Consider the following 17449-nt stretch of genomic DNA (forward strand, 5'->3'; position numbering starts at 1 on the left):
TACTTCAGGCATGTTCCAAGAACACATCAGTAAACACCTGCCCCCGCGGCACCCCGGCAATGAACAACCGCCGGGCAAACCGCTCGACACTCCCAGGCGCCCCGCACACCAACGCCACCGTTTGCCGCGATGAAGGCCGCAACCCCGCCAGCGCTTCATCCATCTGCTCTGCCAATACCAGCTCCACCTTCACACCTTCCAGCCGCAGCAATGGCTCCGCCAGATAGTGCGCAACGCTGTCCCGCGCCACATGCACCACCCGAATCTCCCCTTGATGCCCCTGGCGCAATGCTTCGCGCAAGATGCCCCACAACGGCGCCAACCCGGTGCCTGCCGCCAATAGCCAGAGCGGCCGTGCGTGCCAGTCCGGGTCGTAATGCAGCGCTCCCCCCCTGAACTCACCAAGGCGCAACTGGTCGCCCACGTGCAACCCGCGGGCCTTGTCGCAGAAGGCACCCGGCCGCTGGCAGTCGATATGAAACTCAAGAAAGTCTTCTTCACCCGGCAGGCTGGCAATCGAGTAGGGCCTTGCCACAGCACCGCTCCACAGCACCACATGCTGCCCCGCCTGATAACGCAACGCCCGCTCCGGTCGCAGCCTTACGCGCAGCACATCGCCGAACGTGTCCACTGCACATACCCGCGCCGGCACCCCGTCCTGCTGCGGGTCGAATACCGCCACGCGCAGGTCCTCGACCACCCGGCACTGGCAGGCCAGGCGCCAGCCCAGGGCATGCTTGTCCAGCGCCAGGGCCTCGGGCAAGGCATCAGCCGGCTGACCTGCCAGGCAATGCACCAGGCAGGCGTGGCAACTGCCCGCACGGCAGCTGTAGGGCACATTCAGCCCTGCCTCGTTCAGGGCATCGAGCAGGTTGCTGCCAGCCGGCACCGTCCAGCGGCGCGCGCCCACGCAAAGTTCAGGCATGGTAAGTCTTTCTCCATCGAGCACCGGGTCACTGTATGCCAAGCGCGCATTGGCAGCAAAAAGGATGCCTGCTACCTGCCGACCATGGTCCAGACCACGCGCAGGTGTTTCGCGCGGTGAGGCGCGCTATACTGCCGCGCCCTTTTGCGTCGGCCAGCCTGCCGGCGCGCCTTGCAAGGCGCTTCGACACGCTGGTCGGCACCGTCGAGCGTCTTTTTGAATGTTCCCGTCTTTAAGAGGAGCGCGCTGCATGACCGTGATCAAGCAAGACGACCTGATTCAGAGCGTCGCCGACGCCCTGCAATTCATCTCGTACTACCACCCCGTCGATTTCATCCAGGCGATGCACGAAGCCTACCTGCGTGAAGAGTCGCCTGCCGCACGCGACTCGATCGCCCAGATCCTGATCAACTCGCGCATGTGCGCCACCGGCCACCGCCCGATCTGCCAGGACACTGGTATCGTCACCGTGTTCATCCGCGTGGGCATGGACGTGCGCTGGGACGGCGCCACCATGAGCGTCGACGACATGATCAACGAAGGTGTGCGTCGCGCCTACAACCTGCCTGAAAACGTCCTGCGCGCCTCGATCCTGGCCGACCCGGCCGGTGCCCGCAAGAACACCAAGGACAACACCCCGGCCGTCATCCACTACTCCATCGTCCCGGGCGACAAGGTCGAAGTCGACGTCGCAGCCAAAGGCGGCGGCTCGGAGAACAAGTCGAAGATGGCCATGCTCAACCCGTCCGACTCGATCGTCGACTGGGTACTGAAGACCGTCCCGACCATGGGCGCTGGCTGGTGCCCGCCTGGCATGCTCGGCATCGGCATCGGTGGTACTGCCGAGAAGGCTGCGGTAATGGCCAAGGAAGTGTTGATGGAGTCCATCGACATCCACGAACTGAAAGCCCGTGGCCCGCAGAACCGCCTCGAAGAGATCCGCCTGGAGCTGTTCGACAAGGTCAACCAGCTGGGCATCGGCGCCCAGGGCCTGGGTGGCCTGACCACCGTGCTCGACGTCAAGATCATGGACTACCCGACTCACGCCGCCTCGCTGCCGGTGTGCATGATCCCGAACTGCGCCGCCACCCGTCACGCCCACTTCGTGCTCGACGGCAACGGCCCGGCCGAGCTGGAAGCGCCGTCGCTGGACGCCTACCCGGAAATCGTCTGGGAAGCTGGTCCGAGCGCCCGTCGCGTCAACCTCGACGACATCACCCCGGAAGAAGTCGCCAGCTGGAAGCCGGGCGAGACCATCCTGCTCAACGGCAAGATGCTCACCGGCCGCGACGCTGCGCACAAGCGCATGGTCGAGATGCTCAACCGCGGTGAAGAACTGCCGGTCGACCTCAAAGGCCGCTTCATCTACTACGTCGGCCCGGTCGACCCGGTCGGTGACGAAGTGGTAGGCCCAGCCGGCCCGACCACTGCCACCCGCATGGACAAGTTCACCCGCCAGATCCTCGAGCAGACCGGCCTGCTGGGCATGATCGGCAAGTCCGAGCGTGGCCCGACCGCCATCGAAGCGATCAAGGACAACAAGGCCGTGTACCTGATGGCCGTAGGTGGCGCTGCCTACCTGGTGGCCCAGGCCATCCGCAAGTCGAAGGTCCTGGCCTTCGCCGAACTGGGCATGGAAGCGATCTACGAGTTCGAGGTCAAGGACATGCCGGTGACCGTCGCTGTCGACAGCAACGGTGAGTCGGTGCACATCACTGGCCCTGCCCTGTGGCAGAGCAAGATTGCCGAGAGCCTGGCAGTCGAAGTGAAGTAAACCTGATGTAAATGCGGCGCCTGCTTCGCGGGCAAGCCCGCTCCCACAGATATCGCGCAAGCTTGAGGGCGATGCGAAACCTGGGGGAGCGTGCTCGTCCGCCAAGCAGGCGCCACCGCCCTCACAGGATTCTCTCGAACTGCTCCGGCCAGTCCCTGCGGGTAAACACCTGCCCTTCCTGCCTCACCCGCCTCACTTCCTCAAGATCCACTTCACACACCAGCCACTGGCTGCTCACCGGGCTCAACGCCTCACTCAGCGCAACCACCCCGTCCCCCGGCATGCCGTGATCTGGCGGCACGAACAGCCCAGCCCGGCCGATGTTCTCGTCCAATGCCGGCGACCACGCTGCCACGCCGGCTGTCGGGCTCTGCAACACGGCTATCTGGTTCTCCAGCGCTCGTGCCTGCGCGCCAATGCGCACCCGATGGTAACCCGCTTCAGTGTCGGTGCAGCTCGGCGCCAGAATCAGGTCGGCACCACCCTCGGCCAGGCGCCGCGCCAGCATTGGGAACTCATTGTCATAGCAGATCAGGATGCCCAGGCGGCCAAGATCGGTGTCGAACACCTGCAGCCCATCACCTGCGGCAATGCCCCACTGCTCCCGCTCGAAGCGGGTCATGATCAGTTTGTCCTGATAGCCGAGCATGCCCTTGGGGCCGAACAGCCAGGCACGGTTGCGGTACTGCCCATCGAGGTCGAGCACTGGCAGGCTGCCCGGCTGCAGGTAGATGCCCCAGCGCCGGGCAATACCTTCGCATAACGCCAACCAGGGCTCGATCAGCGGCTGAATGCCGGCGATCGAAGCCTTGAGGTCGCCACGCTGTTCGGCCGGCAACTGGCCGCTGAGCACCAGGCCGGCGTATTCGGGCAGCAACAGCAGCTGGGCGCCCGCCTCTACGGCCTCGGCACACAAGGCCTGCAAGTGGTCGGCATAGGCATCCCAGGTTTCATGCAGCTCGATGGCGTACTGGCAGGCCGCGAGGCGGATCAAATCGGCAGCTCCTTGGTCCAGAACGACATGATCTTTTCCGAGCTTTGCGCCTCGTCCAGGTCGCGCCAGGCGTAGCGGGTACGCAGGGAGGGGTCATGCAGGAAGCCGCGGTTGCGCCAGAACCCGTGCAGCGGCTTGTAGTCCGCAGGCCGGCGCGGATGCACACCTGGGCGCTCCACGGCACAGAACGCGCAGAAGTCGAATTCGGCCAGTTTGTGGGCATAAGACTCGCGCTCTATGAAAAAGCGCACGCCCAGGCCACGGCCACGGTAGGCCGGCAGTACCAGCGATTCAGCGAAGTAGTAGACGCTGGCCGGGTCGCGCCCCAGCGCCAGAAACGGCTGCTGGAACTCCGGGGCCACATCTACCAGCGGCAGGCCGGTCGAAGCACCCACCACCTCGCCGTCGTCAATCGCCAGCACCACCAGGCTGCGCCCGGAGCGGGTGTAGCTGGCCAGGTAGTCTGCTTCGTACTCCGGACTACCGTCGTAGAGGTAGGGAAACTCGCGAAACACGGTCAGGCGCAGGCGAGCGAGGTCATCGATGTAAGGCGCGATAGCGGCGCCGTGCAACAGGCGTATTTCCATGCTTGGCGGTCGTTTTGTCGATGTGGATGACGCGCTCGGCTAAGCCGGGCTTGAGGGGAAACCCTATCATCCAAGCCAACACACCGCCTTTTCCCTACACGACAGGTATTGTTCCATGACCGCTACCGAACTGGTAAATGCTTACTACGCAGCCTTCAACGCCGGCGACATGCCAGCGTTCCTGGCACTGCTCAGTGAAGACGTGATCCACGACATCAACCAGGGCGAGCGGCACATGGGCAAAGCGAAATTTGCCGCCTTCATGGACAAGATGAACCGTTGCTACCGCGAGCGCCTGGCCGACATCGTGGTGATGCAGAATGCCGACGGCAGCCGGGCGGCGGCGGAGTTCACCGTGCATGGCCAATACCTGGCCGACGACGAAGGATTGCCGGCGGCCAAAGGGCAGACCTATGTGCTGCCGGCGGGGGCATTCTTCTACATTCACTGCGGCAAGATTGCCCGGGTCACCAACTACTACAACCTCAATGACTGGGTCGAGCAGGTCGGTTGAGCGTCGCAAGCCCTGTAGGAGCGGCCTTGTGTCGCGAAAGGGCCGCAAAGCGGCCCCAGCGATCTTTGCATTGATGCTAAGCCCTGGGGCCGCTGCGCAGCCCATTCGCGACACAAGGCCGCTCCTACAAAAGCCAGGTCGGTCAGGCGATACGGGTGCCCAGCACCTTGAGAAAAGCCGCCAGCCAGGCCGGGTGCGCCGGCCAGGCTGGCGCGGTTACCAGGTTGCCATTCACATGCGCCTGGTCCACCGCGATATCGATGAACGTGCCACCGGCCAGGCGCACCTCTGGCGCACAGGCCGGATACGCACTGCACTCACGCCCTTCCAGCACACCCGCCGCTGCCAGCAACTGCGCGCCATGGCACACCGCCGCGATCGGCTTGCCGGCCTGGTTGAATGCCCGCACCAGCTCCAGTACCCGCTCATCCAGGCGCAGGTACTCCGGCGCACGGCCGCCGGGGATCAGCAACGCGTCGTACCCCTCGGGCCGCACCCGCACGAAATCGTAGTTCAGGGCAAAATTGTGCCCTGGCTTTTCGCTGTAGGTCTGCTCACCCTCGAAATCATGAATGGCCGTGCGTACGGTCTGCCCGGCGACCTTCTCCGGGCACACCGCGTGAACCGTGTGGCCGACCATGCTCAGTGCCTGAAACGGCACCATGGCCTCGTAATCTTCGACGTAGTCGCCAACCAGCATGAGAATTTTTTTCGCCGTCATCGCACCCACTCCTTCGCTTGCCAAGGGACAGTCACTGCACGATAGCCGCTCTCAGTCGCGCCGGTCGAGGAAGTTGACCACCAGCCGGTCCAGCCAGCCCCACACGCGCTGCTTGACCCGACGCCACAGCGGCCGGGCATGCCAGTGGTCAAGGTCGACCACCTGGCTCAAGGCAAAATCACGCTCGAAGCTGGCCTGCACGGCGGCCGTCAACGGCGGGTCGAGTGCCTCGATGTTGGCCTCCAGATTGAAGCGCAGGTTCCAGTGATCGAAATTGCACGAACCGACACTGACCCAGTCGTCGATCAGCACCATCTTCAGGTGCAGGAAACACGGCTGATACTCGTAGATACGCACCCCGGCACGTAGCAATCGGGGGTAGTAGCGGTGCCCGGCATAGCGCACCGAAGGGTGGTCGGTGCGCGGCCCGGTCAGCAGCAAGCGCACGTCGACGCCTTTGCCGGCAGCCCGGCGCAACGACCGGCGCACGCTCCAGGTTGGCAGGAAGTACGGCGTGGCCAGCCACACCCGCTGCTTGCCGCTGTTGATCGCCCGCACCAGCGAATGCAGGATGTCCTGGTGCTGACGGGCGTCGGCGTAGGCCACCCGGCCCATGCCCTGGCCTTGCGCCGGTACCTTGGGCAAGCGCGGCAGGCCAAAGCCCTCGGCCGGGCGCCAGGCGGTGCGGCGGTTGTTGGCTTGCCACTGGCGGTCGAACAGCAACTGCCAGTCGTTCACCACGGGCCCTTGCAACTGCACCATCACCTCGTGCCAGGCGCTGGTCGCCTCACCAGGCGTCCAGAACTCGTCGGTGACGCCCGTGCCTCCCACCACGGCCCAGCGCTCGTCCACCAGCAACAGCTTGCGATGGTCGCGATACAGGTTGCGCAAACCACGCTTCCAGCGCAGGCGGTTGTACCAGCGCAAGTACACCCCGGCCTCCACCAGGCGCTGGCGCAACGCCGCGGTAAACGCCAGCGAGCCATAGTCATCGAACAGGCAACGCACCCGCACGCCGCGCCGCGCAGCCTGCTCCAACGCCTCGACCACCGCCTCGGCACAGGCACCGGCCTCGACCAGGTACAACTCCAGGTCGACCTGGAATTCGGCGCGCACGATCGCCTGAATCATGCGCGGAAAGAATTCGGGCCCATCGATCAGCAGTTCGAACTCATTGCCATCCCGCCAAGGGAAGACCGGCCCCGACATGTCAGCGGGCGTTGAAGATCAGCACCGCATTGACCGGTACCGAAGGGTTGATGGATTTCAGCTTGGCGAACTTGCGCAGGTTTTCCAACCCGGGCAGCAGGCCAAAGTCCGAAGCCCGCAGCACCAGCGGTTCGAGGGTCACCACCTGGAAGCGCCGCTGATCCAGGCGGGTCGCCAGCAGCAGCGCGTTGTAGCTGTGCGACTGGCCATGCAGGGTAACGGTCAGCGGCAGGCGCAGTTCGATCTGCGCGCCATCGGCCAGGTCGTTGATTGGCCGCAGGTCGATCTGCGCCTTGACGCTCGCCTCGGCGAAGCGCCCCACCTCGAACAGGTTGTCGCGCATCTGCTCGTCACGCAGCGGGATGCCGCTGCTTACCGAGTCCATCTCGATACTCAGCGCGGCCCTACCGTTGCGGTCGACGTTGCCGTGCAACACCAAAAAGCGATGCACCTCGGCGGTATCGCCGTTTTTGCCGGTGACGAAGGACAGGCGTGACGACTCGCCATCAAGGTGCCAGTTGGCGTGGGCGGGCAGGCACAAAGCCAGCAGCAGGGCAGGCAGAAGACGGGGCAGCTTGAACATGACAGGTCTCGTGAAACTTGACCGCCAACCTTACCCGCCCGCCTTCATGGCAGCAAGCGGCAGCCTGCCTGCGCACCCTGCCAGGCCGCCTCGTTGCGCTGGCCCAGGCCCTCGGCGCTGACCCGCCGTTGCGGGCTGTGTTCCTCCAGCCGGCTCAGGGGTAACCACTGCTTCACATACCCCCGGCAATAGGCCTCATCGAAGCCCATGACGAAGCGGCACGAGCAGTACTCCTTGGCCGAATAGGCCGAAAGGATACCGGGGAAGTCCGCCAACGCCTGGCGCTCCAGCCAGGCCCAGCCGAGAGAGGCGACGGTCAGCAGCACCAGCACGCGCTTCATGCGCCCTCCTTGGCCAGCGCCGCCAGCACCCGCTTCAGCATTTCGTTGTGGCTGTAGCTGCCGTCGCGGTCATCGGCGTAGCGCACGATCAGCAGTTTCTGCGACGGCACGATATACAGCGCCTGGCCCCAGTGGCCGAGCGCGGCGTAGGTATCCGTCGGGGCATCGGGCCAGGGCACCGGGCTACCTGGTAATGGCAGATTGAGCCACCAATGGCCACCCGGGTTGGCTTCGCCGGGGATGGCAGCAGCCTGGGTAAACAGCGTTCGGTTGAAAGCAACCCAGCTCGCGGGCAGCAACTGGCGTCCCTGCCAGCGGCCATCGCGCTGCATCAGCAAGCCGATGCGCGCCAGGTCGCGGGCACTGAGATAGAGGTAGGACGAGCCGACAAAGGTGCCCGCGCCATCACGCTCCCAGACCGCGCTGTCGATGCCCAGCGGGGTGAACAATGCCTGCCAGGGGTAGTCGGCATAGCCACTGGCGTCGAGCATGCCGCGTAGCGCTGCAGCCAACACGTTGCTGTCCCCGCTGGAGTAGAGAAAACGCTGGCCAGGGTTTTCGCTGCGCGTGCGAGCTGCGGTGTAGGCCGCCATGTCGTTGCGCCCGCGGGTATAGAGCATCGCCACCACCGAGGACTTCAATGGCGCGTATTCATAGTCTTCCTGCCAGTCCAGGCCGCTGGCCCAATGCAGCAAGTCAGCCAGGCGCACGTCGGGATGGGCCTGCATGGGCGGGTAATAGCGCGCCGCGGGGTCCCGCAACTGGAAGCGCCCTTGCCCCTGCGCAACGCCCAGCACGGTGGCCAGGACGCTCTTGCTGACCGACCAGGTCAGGTGGGCAGTATTTGCGGTGGTGGGAGCGCTATAGCGTTCGTGGAGGATGCGACCATCGCGGATGATCAGCAAAGCGTCGCTGCGGATGCCGCTGCGTTCACTGGCGCTGCGTTCGGGGAAGGCGTACGCGTCGACGGCTTGCCAGTCGATGGCAGCACTGTCGATTGGCCAGTCAGGCTCGGGCCAGACTTCGGCCCAGGCGGGACTTACAACTATCGCAAGGATCAGCAGCAGTGCTTTCATCGTCATCGCCTGCAGGGGCCGCTTCGCGAGCAAGGCCGCCCCTGCAGGAGATCCCGTTCCCTTGTAGGAGCGGCCTTGTGTCGCGAAAGGGTCGCGAAGCGGCCCCAGGATCTAAAAGGTCCCACAGTATGTCAGGCCTTCATGACAACCCTGCTGCCAGCCAAGCCTTGGCCAACCTCTTTTCCCGCGCCGCAGTGGCCAGTGCCAGCACCCCCTGATCCCGCTGCCACAGCTGCGCCCACTGCTCCGGCCCCGCCAGCAGCGCCTTGTCGATCGCCCCACGCAGCTCCTGAAACTGCGAGAACAGCCCCCCCAGCAACAGGTGACAACCGACGCTGTCAGCGCATTGCCGACTACCCTCGGCACACCCCGCCAACAGCCCCAGCAAACGCAGGCGCAGCTCCTGCGGCCAGTCGCACTCCTGCCCCACCCCATACAACCAGGCGGTCAGCGACGCGAGCACGTAGAGGTCCTCCAGCGAGCGGAACGGTTTGACGTAGGCATCCCAACCATCGCCCGCGAGCAGCTCGCAGGCCGCATCCTGCAAGTGCAATCGGCCATGCCCCACCTCGGGCATCAGCGGCAGGGTCGGCAATGCTTCCAGCGTCACCCCTGCCTCCCCCGGGTAGACCACCGCCAGGTTCAGCCGTGGTGTTTCACCCAACGCTTCGCTGCGCGCGGCCACCAATAACCATTCTGCGTCGAGGCCGGCGGTGACGAAGTCCTTGTTGCCATTCAGGCGCAAACCGACCAGCCGGGTATGCATGTCCGCCGGGCGCACGCTACGCCGCTCGGTGGCGCACAACGCGCCGAGGCTGGCGGGTGCACTGGGCCAGAGCACGCGCAAGGCGGCCTGGTAACCGATGAGAAACGCCAGACCGGGCGTGGCCATGGCGCGGCCGCCCAGCACCGCCAGTTCGAACGGGGCAACCGGGCCAAGGCGCTCGAGCTGCGCGGCATAGGTCTCGCCCAAGGTGCCGGCCAAAGGCTGGCGGAGGGGGTCGTTGAGTCGTTGCAACCAGGCCATCGGGCGCTCCTTCAAGGGGCTGTTCTGGGGGGGGTGTCATGCAAGCATCACCAAAGATTCACAGGGGTGACACCGCGCCTACCTAGGCTGACTTTGCACAACAAAGCCGACCGGCCGCAACCCTTCATGGCTGGCTTATGGAGACTCGTAATGACTCGGATCGCTCACGCTGGCGACAACAGCACTGAACGCCGTCTGCAAGCCGAACGCCTGGTCGGCGCCACGGCCCTGCAGGAAGCCCAGGCCCTGCGCTACAAAGTGTTCAGCGCAGAATTCAAGGCCAAGCTCAAAGGCGCCGAACTGGGCCTGGACATGGATGACTACGACGTACACTGCCGCCACATCGGCGTGCGCGACCTGAGCACCGGCGAACTGGTAGCTACCACCCGCCTGCTCGACCACCAGGCCGCCAGCAGCCTGGGGCGCTTCTACAGTGAAGAAGAATTCAGCCTGCACGGCCTGCTGCAACTGCAGGGCCCAATACTCGAACTGGGCCGCACCTGCGTCGCCCCCGACTACCGCAACGGCGGCACCATCGCCGTGCTCTGGGGCGAGCTGGCCGAAGTGCTCAACGAAGGCCGCTACAGCTACCTGATGGGCTGCGCCAGCATCCCCATGCAGGACGGCGGTGTGCAGGCCCACGCGGTCATGCAGCGCCTTCGCGAGCGCTACCTGTGCACCGAGCACCTGCGCGCCGAACCGAAGAACCCGTTGCCCAGCCTGGCCCTGCCGAACAACGTCATCGCCGAAATGCCGCCGCTGCTCAAGGCCTACATGCGCCTGGGCGCGAAGATCTGCGGCGAGCCGTGCTGGGACGAGGACTTCCAGGTGGCCGACGTGTTCATCCTGCTCAAGCGTGACGACCTTTGCCCGCGCTACGCCCGCCACTTCAAGGCAGCGGTCTGATGCCGGGCGTGCGGGTGCTCGCCCGCCTCTCGCGGCTGCTGCTGGTGCTGGTGCTCGGCATGCTCATGGCCGGCGTCATCGCCGTGGGCGAGCGCCTGGGCATCAAGGCATCGATCGAGCTTCGCCAGCGCTGGTCGTGCTGGTTCATGAAGCGCCTGGTCGGCGCCCTGCCCTTCGAGGTACGGGTGATCGGCGAGCGGCCACAACGGCCAATGCTGTGGGTCAGCAACCACGTTTCCTGGACCGACATTCCCCTGCTCGGCATGTTGCTGCCGCTGTCGTTCCTGTCCAAGGCCGAAGTTCGCCACTGGCCGGTGGCCGGCTGGCTGGCAGAAAAGGCCGGCACGTTGTTCATTCGCCGCGGTGGTGGTGATGGCCAGCGCCTGCGCGAGCAGATCAGCGAGCAGCTGGGCCAAGCCCGGCCGCTGCTGATCTTCCCCGAAGGCACCACCACCGACGGTCGTCAGCTGCGCACCTTCCACGGCCGCCTGCTGGCCGGTGCCATCGACCAGGGCGTGGCAGTGCAGCCGGTGGCCATCCAGTACCTGCGCAATGGCGAAGCGGACCCGATTGCACCGTTCATAGGCGACGATGACCTGGTTTCGCACCTGATGCGACTGTTTGCCGAGCCCCGGGGTGAGGTGTGCATCCACTTGTTGAAGCCGATTGGCAGTGTCGAGAAGGAACGAGCGGCGCTGGCGTTTCAGGCGCAACAGGCGATTCACATGGCGCTGTTCGGGGTGGAGGAAGTGGCGGTGGTCCGTCAGGCACGCGCTGCATGAGTGTGTCTTGAAAGTTGTGGTGCTTGTGAGATCGAGCGCCGCCCGCGCGGCGCATCGCGGATAAATCCGCTCCTACATTTGTTGCAACGTGCCGAACCTGCCAGGCCATGGTCGCCTGCCTCGCGCACGACTTGAGCCTTGCAAACAAAGCTGACAACCATGGCCTCACAGGCATGGCCACGTTGCAACAAATGTAGGAGCGGATTTATCCGCGATGCGCCGCGCGGGCGGCGCTCGATCTCAGAGGTGCTGAAGCCCCCTCGTCATACCCCTCCCGCCCCACCGCCGCAAACGCCTGCAGCTGCGGATAGAACTCGCGAAAATCCGCCAGCAACGGCTCATACAACCGCTCCAGCTCGGCCATCACCCCGACCATCCCTTCCGGCCGCGACAAGCGCCGGGCAATGCCATTGAACACCTGCTCCAGCGTGGCAAAATCGCCATACGCCCCCAGCCAGTCATCCGCCGCCATGAATGGCGCAATCCGCGCCAGCCGCCCCGGCAGCTCGGGTTCGGCCAGCAGCACCCGATAAAAATCCCCGGTGAACTGCACCAGTGGCTGCTCGGCGTAATCGCCCCAATGCCGCGCCAGGCAATGGTCGAAAAACACATCCAGGACGATCCCGGCAAAGCGTCGCCGCTCCCGCGGGAAACGCGCCAGCGCCGCCAGTACCAGGGGATGACGGTCGGTGTAGCTGTCGATATGCCGATGCAGCCGGATCGCCGCTTCCAGCGCAGGCGGGAAGCGGCCCTCCAGCGAGCCTTTGACGAAGTCGCCATACAGGCTGCCAAGCAGTTGTTGCGGCGCCGGGCCGCCCAGGTGCAGGTGTGCGAGGTAGTTCATGAGCGCAGTCTAGCACCGCCACCCCGTATATCGTTATAACGCGATATAGCGATTCGTGCTCAGCTCAGAACCTCTTCATATTTGTATATCGCGAAATACCGATGTACGTTTCGCCCTATCGCGATATACCGCTACAGCACGAGCCATAACCCCATGCCACTCGATCTCGACGAAATCATAAAAGCACTGGCCCACCCGGTCAGGCGAGAAATCCTCAGCTGGCTGAAAGACCCGGCAACGCATTTCCCCGACCAGTACCACAGCACCGAAAACGGTGTCTGTGCCGGGCAGATCGACCAACGCTGCGGGCTGTCGCAGTCGACCGTGTCGGCCCACCTGGCCACTTTGCAGCGGGCCGGCCTGATCAACAGCCAGAAGGTCGGCCAGTGGCACTTCTTCAAACGCAACGAAGCCACCATCGAGGCGTTCCTCGACCAACTGCGCCAAGCGCTTTGACAAGGCAGGTAACCGTTATGACCACGCTTTTCGATCCGATCCAACTGGGCGATGTGCAATTGCCCAACCGTATCATCATGGCCCCGCTGACCCGCTGCCGCGCCGATGAAGGCCGCGTGCCCAATGCGTTGATGGCCGAGTACTACGTGCAACGTGCCAGTGCCGGCCTGATCCTCAGCGAGGCGACATCGGTCAGCGCCATGGGAGTCGGCTACCCCGACACCCCAGGCATCTGGAACGACCAGCAGGTGCGTGGCTGGCACAACGTCACCCAGGCCGTGCATGGCGCTGGCGGGCGTATTTTCCTGCAACTGTGGCACGTTGGCCGTATTTCCCACCCCAGCTACCTCAATGGCGAGCTGCCGGTGGCGCCCAGCGCCATCCAGGCCAAGGGCCACGTCAGTTTGGTACGCCCGCTGAGCGACTACCCGACCCCGCGCGCACTGGAAACCGAAGAAATCGCCGACATCGTCGAGGCTTACCGCAGCGGTGCCGAGAACGCCAAGGCCGCTGGCTTCGACGGCGTGGAGATCCACGGCGCCAACGGTTACCTGCTCGACCAGTTCCTGCAGAGCAGCACCAACCAGCGCAGCGACCGTTACGGCGGCTCGCTGGAAAACCGTGCGCGGCTGCTGCTGGAAGTGACCGATGCCGCCATCGAAGTGTGGGGCGCTGGCCGCGTCGGCGTGCACCTGGCGCCGCGCGCCGATGCCCATGACATGGGCGATGCAGACCGAGCCGAAACCTTCACCTATGTGGCACGTGAGCTGGGCAAGCGTGGCATTGCCTTCATCTGCTCCCGGGAGAAGGAAGCCGACGACAGCATCGGCCCGCAGATCAAGGCGGCATTTGGTGGGCCGTATATCGTCAACGAGCGCTTTGACAAGGCCACTGCCAATGCGGCATTGGCGGCGGGCAAGGCGGATGCGGTGGCGTTTGGTGTGCCATTTATTGCCAACCCGGACCTGCCGGCGCGGCTGGCGGCCGATGCGCCGTTGAACGAGGCGCATCCGGAGACCTTCTATGGTAAGGGGCCGGTGGGGTACATCGACTATCCGCGCCTGTAATCGAGATCGCCGGGGTCGCTTTGCGGCCCATCGCGACACAAGGTGGCTCCTACAGGAAAGACGCGATCCTTTGTAGGAGCGGCCTTGTGTCGCGAAAAGAGGGCGAAACCCTCCCCTGCGGCCTCAAGGCCGGGAATTGATCTGCTGCTGCAGGTTCTGAATCTGGCTCTGCAGGGTATTGAGGTTACGCGTGGTCTGCCCGCGGAACGCATCGAATTCCTGCACCGTCGCCCCGCTCGACGACGCTGAGCGGTTTTCCATCTGGGTCTTGAGCACCAGCACATCCTGCTCCAGGCTTTCGACAGCAGCTTTCTGATTACCCTGTTTCTTCAGCGCAGCCACTTCATCGTTCAGGGTCTTCAGCTGGCCATCGAGCTTGCCGGCATCGACCTGCCCCGACTTCAGCGCCGTCAGCTCGGCATTCACGGCCTTCAGTTGCGCCTGCAGCTGGGTCTGCAACTCGGTCACTGCCTTCTGCTGCTCACGGGTATCTGCCAGCACCTGTTCCAGGCGCTTGCCCAGGTCCCCGGCCTGCCCCGCCACGCCTTGCTGCTGCTTGCCCTGCTCGGCCAGGCTGGCCTGCAACTGACGGATCTGCAGCTTCAGTGCTTCGCTGCCCGTGGTACTCGACGTCTCGCTGGCATCAACCTTGCCGCTGATTGCCTGCAAACGCCCGGCAGCTTCTTCGCTGATCCGCGCAAAGCTTTCCTGGGTGGCCACCAGTTGCTGCTCCATCAGCGAGATCTGCTGGAAGCTCCACCAGCCCAGCCCCGCCAAGGCGATGAACGATGCCCCCAGCAACGCCCACAGTGCCCCGCTGCTGGCTGGCCTTGCCGCCTTCTTGCGGCTGCGCGAGACGTGCGCGGGCAGCAGCTCGTCGTCATCGGGGGTACCTGCCCGCAAGGTGGGCACGTCATCGAAATCATCGTGGGCATCGTTACGCATAGGTGGCATCAACCGCGGTGGTAGCAAAGAGACATGAGTATAAACCGCTCGCGCGGCGCACTGATGACCATCATCTGCAGATCTGGTTCACTGCCCCAGCGGTTGATGCTTCCACCAGGCGCAGAATTCATCCAGCGCGGTCCACAGGCTGACCTTGGGCTGGTAATCCAGGTATTGGCGGGCGCGGCTGATATCCAGGGTGAAATCACGGCTCATCACCTGCATGCCCAGGCGCGACAATGTCGGCTGCGGGCGCCCGGGCCAGAGCATGCAGGCGGCTTCGTTAAGGGCGGCAAGGCTGTAGGCCAGGCCATATGAACGGTAGCGGGTAACCTGCGGCAGCTGCATCTGGCGCATCACGTAGTTGACCACGTCCCACAGCGGCAGCGGCTGGCCGTTGCTGATGTTGTAAGCCTGGCCAAGCGCGCGGTCTTCGGCGAACAACGCGCTGAGCAGTGCCTCGTTGAGGTTGTGCACGCTGGTAAAGTCGACCTTGTTCAGGCCGTTGCCGATGATGGCCACACGGCCCTTGCGCTGCATCTGCATCAAGCGCGGGAAAATGCTCGCATCCCCGGCCCCGGTGACGAAACGTGGGCGCAGCGCAAGCACTTCCAGGCCGAACTCCTGGGCACCGAACACTTTCTGTTCAGCGATGTGTTTGGTCTGCGCATAGTGATCGTGGAAGCGGCGCGGCACCTGGTCTTCACGGATCCCCAGGCGCGAGCGGCCATTGAAATAGATCGACGGCGACGACAGGTGCACCAGCCGCCGCACATGCTCCTTGAGGCAGCCTTCGACGACATTTTCCGTGACCACCACGTTGCCCTGGTGGAAGTCCTGGTAACGCCCCCAGCTACCCACGGCGCCCGCGCAATGCACCACGGCCTCGACCCCCTGGCAAAGGCGACGGGCCAGTTCAGGGTCACCCAGGTCGCCAGGAATGAACTGTGCGCCTCGCTTGACCAGGTGCTCCACGCCTTCGGCACGCCGGCCGCTGACCCGCACAGCCAGGCCCTGTTCAAGGGCAAAGCGCGCGAAGCGCCCGCCAATGAAGCCGCTCGCGCCGGTGACCAGAATTTGCATGTATGACTCCGCCTTGATTTCAGATGCAACAGACGCCAGCCGCCGCTACAACGGCACCAGCCAGTGCTGTGCCGTATGCCGCAGATGTTCGGTCAGTTGCGCGAGCAGGTGCCCGCCGTTGCGCCAATGATGCCAGTACAAGGGCACATCGATGGGGGTATCGCTGCAGATTTCCACCAACTGGCCATTCGCCAACTGTTCACGGGCCTGCAGTTCGGGCACCAGGCCCCAGCCCAGACCGGCCTCGGTCATGCGCAGAAAACCTTCGGACGAAGGGCACAGGTGGTGCAGGAAACCGTCCTGAATCCCCAGCGACGCCAAGTAACGGTGCTGCAGGAAATCGTCCGGCCCATAGACAATGGCCGGCGTGCGCGCCAGGCGCTGCGCCTCGAACCCCTGCGGGAAATAGCGCGCCATGAACCCTGGGCTGGCCAGCGCCCGATAGCGCATCGCCCCCAGCGGCAGGCTGCGCGCCCCGGCCACTGGCCGCTCGCTGCCACACAGGCAGGCTGCCACTTCACCGGCGCGCATGCGCTTGAGGCCGACTTCCTGGTCTTCTACCACCAGATCGGTGAGCAACTGATGCTCAGCGCAGAACACCCCTACCGCGCCGACCCACCAGGTCGCCAGGCTGTCAGCATTGAGGGCGATACGCAGGCGCTCGGGCATGCCTTCTTCGTCCAGCGCTGGCACCTGGCGCTGCAGGTCGCGCTCAAGAAGGCGTACCTGCTGCACATGGTTGAGCAACTGGCGGCCGACCTCGGTCGGGCTCGGCGGCGTGGCACGCACCAGTACCGGCTGGCCAACCCGCGCTTCGAGCAGCTTGATGCGCTGCGAAATGGCCGACTGCGAAAGCCCCAGCACCTGTGCAGCACGCTCGAAACCGCCTTGCTCGATCACCGCCGCGAGGGCAGCCAGCAGCTTGTAGTCGAACATCGATTTTCCTAATGACGGATCAGCGCTATTTGTTTTTCTTATACAGCGCTGATTGCCACAATGGCCAGCATCTTTTACGGCAGTTCATTCCTGGAGCACGCGCCATGTGGCAAAGCTATCTCAACGGCATGCTGGTGGCCTTCGGCCTGATCATGGCCATCGGTGCACAAAACGCCTTCGTCCTCGCCCAGAGCCTGCGCCGCGAGCACCACTTGCCGGTGGCTGCGCTGTGCATCGTCTGCGACGCCATCCTGGTGGCAGCCGGGGTGTTCGGCCTGGCCACGGTGCTGGCGCACAACCCGACGCTGCTGGCCATAGCCCGCTGGGGCGGCGCGGTTTTCCTCATCTGGTATGGCGCCAAGGCGCTGCGCAGCGCGTTTTCCAAGCAGAGCCTGCAGCAGCAGGAAGGCCAGGGCATGCGTTCGCGCCGGGCAGTATTGCTGAGCGCACTGGCGGTCACCCTGCTCAACCCGCATGTGTATCTCGACACGGTGTTGCTGATCGGCTCGCTCGGTGCCCAGCAGACGGCTCCAGGCGCCTACGTGGCTGGGGCGGCCAGCGCCTCGCTGCTGTGGTTCTCGACCTTGGCGATCGGTGCTGCGTGGCTGGCACCGTGGCTGGCACGGCCAGCGACCTGGCGGATGCTCGACCTGATGGTGGCGGTGATGATGTTCGCGGT

General features: G+C 64.6%; 20 protein-coding genes. 7 read left to right on the plus strand and 13 right to left on the minus strand.

Annotated features, from left to right (window positions below; translation table 11 throughout):
* Positions 1-4 precede the first annotated feature (4 nt).
* Complete coding sequence (locus APH27_RS04195) at positions 5-925, minus strand: iron-sulfur-binding ferredoxin reductase (protein ID WP_060484064.1); 921 nt, start codon at positions 923-925, stop codon at positions 5-7.
* Positions 926-1175: 250 nt separating this feature from the next.
* On the opposite strand from APH27_RS04195, the gene APH27_RS04200 reads away from it, so the two are divergent.
* Positions 1176-2699, plus strand: a complete 1524-nt coding sequence (locus APH27_RS04200) for a fumarate hydratase (protein WP_027917942.1) — start codon at positions 1176-1178, stop codon at positions 2697-2699.
* Between the two features lie 121 nt (positions 2700-2820).
* Here APH27_RS04200 and APH27_RS04205 read toward each other — a convergent pair whose 3' ends face one another.
* Complete coding sequence (locus tag APH27_RS04205) at positions 2821-3693, minus strand: carbon-nitrogen hydrolase family protein (protein ID WP_060484065.1); 873 nt, start codon at positions 3691-3693, stop codon at positions 2821-2823.
* Entirely contained in the window at positions 3690-4280 is a 591-nt protein-coding gene (locus APH27_RS04210) for a GNAT family N-acetyltransferase (RefSeq protein WP_060484066.1), read from the minus strand. The genes APH27_RS04205 and APH27_RS04210 overlap by 4 nt, the downstream gene beginning before the upstream one ends.
* A gap of 115 nt (positions 4281-4395) precedes the next feature.
* Here APH27_RS04210 and APH27_RS04215 point away from each other — a divergent pair, with 115 nt between their 5' ends.
* Entirely contained in the window at positions 4396-4794 is a 399-nt protein-coding gene (locus APH27_RS04215; RefSeq protein ID WP_027917945.1) for a nuclear transport factor 2 family protein, read from the plus strand.
* Between the two features lie 142 nt (positions 4795-4936).
* On the opposite strand, the gene APH27_RS04220 is transcribed toward APH27_RS04215, so the two are convergent.
* From APH27_RS04220 to APH27_RS04245, 6 genes are all read right to left on the minus strand, one after another.
* Positions 4937-5515, minus strand: coding sequence for a DJ-1/PfpI family protein (locus APH27_RS04220; RefSeq protein WP_060484067.1), 579 nt, complete (start codon positions 5513-5515; stop codon positions 4937-4939).
* A gap of 51 nt (positions 5516-5566) precedes the next feature.
* The gene (locus APH27_RS04225) at positions 5567-6724 is read right to left on the minus strand and encodes a phosphatidylserine/phosphatidylglycerophosphate/cardiolipin synthase family protein (RefSeq protein WP_027917947.1); all 1158 of its coding nucleotides are present in this window, start codon (positions 6722-6724) and stop codon (positions 5567-5569) included.
* Between the two features lies 1 nt (position 6725).
* Entirely contained in the window at positions 6726-7307 is a 582-nt protein-coding gene (locus APH27_RS04230) for a YceI family protein (protein WP_060484068.1), read from the minus strand.
* 44 nt (positions 7308-7351) lie between these two features.
* Entirely contained in the window at positions 7352-7648 is a 297-nt protein-coding gene (locus APH27_RS04235; protein WP_027917949.1) for a hypothetical protein, read from the minus strand.
* Positions 7645-8724: a serine hydrolase gene (locus APH27_RS04240; protein ID WP_060484069.1), complete on the minus strand. Its 1080-nt coding sequence runs from the start codon at positions 8722-8724 to the stop codon at positions 7645-7647. The genes APH27_RS04235 and APH27_RS04240 overlap by 4 nt, the downstream gene beginning before the upstream one ends.
* A 139-nt stretch (positions 8725-8863) precedes the next feature.
* On the minus strand, positions 8864-9751 hold the full coding sequence (locus APH27_RS04245; RefSeq protein ID WP_027917951.1) for an acyl-CoA dehydrogenase: 888 nt from the start codon (positions 9749-9751) through the stop codon (positions 8864-8866).
* 150 nt (positions 9752-9901) lie between these two features.
* Here APH27_RS04245 and olsB point away from each other — a divergent pair, with 150 nt between their 5' ends.
* Both olsB and APH27_RS04255 read left to right on the plus strand, forming a co-directional pair.
* Positions 9902-10657, plus strand: coding sequence for an L-ornithine N(alpha)-acyltransferase (gene olsB, locus APH27_RS04250; RefSeq protein WP_060484070.1), 756 nt, complete (start codon positions 9902-9904; stop codon positions 10655-10657).
* Positions 10657-11439 (plus strand): lysophospholipid acyltransferase family protein, encoded by a 783-nt coding sequence (locus APH27_RS04255; RefSeq protein WP_060484071.1) that lies wholly within the window; start codon positions 10657-10659, stop codon positions 11437-11439. The genes olsB and APH27_RS04255 overlap by 1 nt, the downstream gene beginning before the upstream one ends.
* A 205-nt stretch (positions 11440-11644) precedes the next feature.
* On the opposite strand, the gene APH27_RS04260 is transcribed toward APH27_RS04255, so the two are convergent.
* The gene (locus APH27_RS04260; RefSeq protein ID WP_060484072.1) at positions 11645-12283 is read right to left on the minus strand and encodes an ACP phosphodiesterase; all 639 of its coding nucleotides are present in this window, start codon (positions 12281-12283) and stop codon (positions 11645-11647) included.
* Between the two features lie 153 nt (positions 12284-12436).
* On the opposite strand from APH27_RS04260, the gene APH27_RS04265 reads away from it, so the two are divergent.
* On the plus strand, positions 12437-12739 hold the full coding sequence (locus APH27_RS04265; protein WP_060484073.1) for a helix-turn-helix transcriptional regulator: 303 nt from the start codon (positions 12437-12439) through the stop codon (positions 12737-12739).
* Positions 12740-12756: 17 nt separating this feature from the next.
* Positions 12757-13806 (plus strand): alkene reductase, encoded by a 1050-nt coding sequence (locus tag APH27_RS04270; protein WP_027917955.1) that lies wholly within the window; start codon positions 12757-12759, stop codon positions 13804-13806.
* 123 nt (positions 13807-13929) lie between these two features.
* Here APH27_RS04270 and APH27_RS04275 read toward each other — a convergent pair whose 3' ends face one another.
* The 3 genes from APH27_RS04275 to APH27_RS04285 form a co-directional block, all read right to left on the minus strand.
* Positions 13930-14751: a hypothetical protein gene (locus tag APH27_RS04275; RefSeq protein ID WP_060484074.1), complete on the minus strand. Its 822-nt coding sequence runs from the start codon at positions 14749-14751 to the stop codon at positions 13930-13932.
* Between the two features lie 87 nt (positions 14752-14838).
* Entirely contained in the window at positions 14839-15834 is a 996-nt protein-coding gene (locus APH27_RS04280) for an NAD(P)-dependent oxidoreductase (RefSeq protein WP_027917957.1), read from the minus strand.
* A 45-nt stretch (positions 15835-15879) separates the two neighbouring features.
* A complete protein-coding gene (locus APH27_RS04285; RefSeq protein ID WP_060484075.1) occupies positions 15880-16770 on the minus strand; it encodes a LysR family transcriptional regulator ArgP in 891 nt (296 codons plus the stop codon).
* Positions 16771-16874: 104 nt separating this feature from the next.
* Here APH27_RS04285 and APH27_RS04290 point away from each other — a divergent pair.
* A partial coding sequence (locus APH27_RS04290; RefSeq protein ID WP_060484076.1) for a LysE/ArgO family amino acid transporter occupies positions 16875-17449 on the plus strand: 575 nt, incomplete at its 3' end.

Source organism: Pseudomonas sp. NBRC 111123 (assembly GCF_001320205.1).
Taxonomy (GTDB): Bacteria; Pseudomonadota; Gammaproteobacteria; order Pseudomonadales; family Pseudomonadaceae; genus Aquipseudomonas; species Aquipseudomonas putida_J.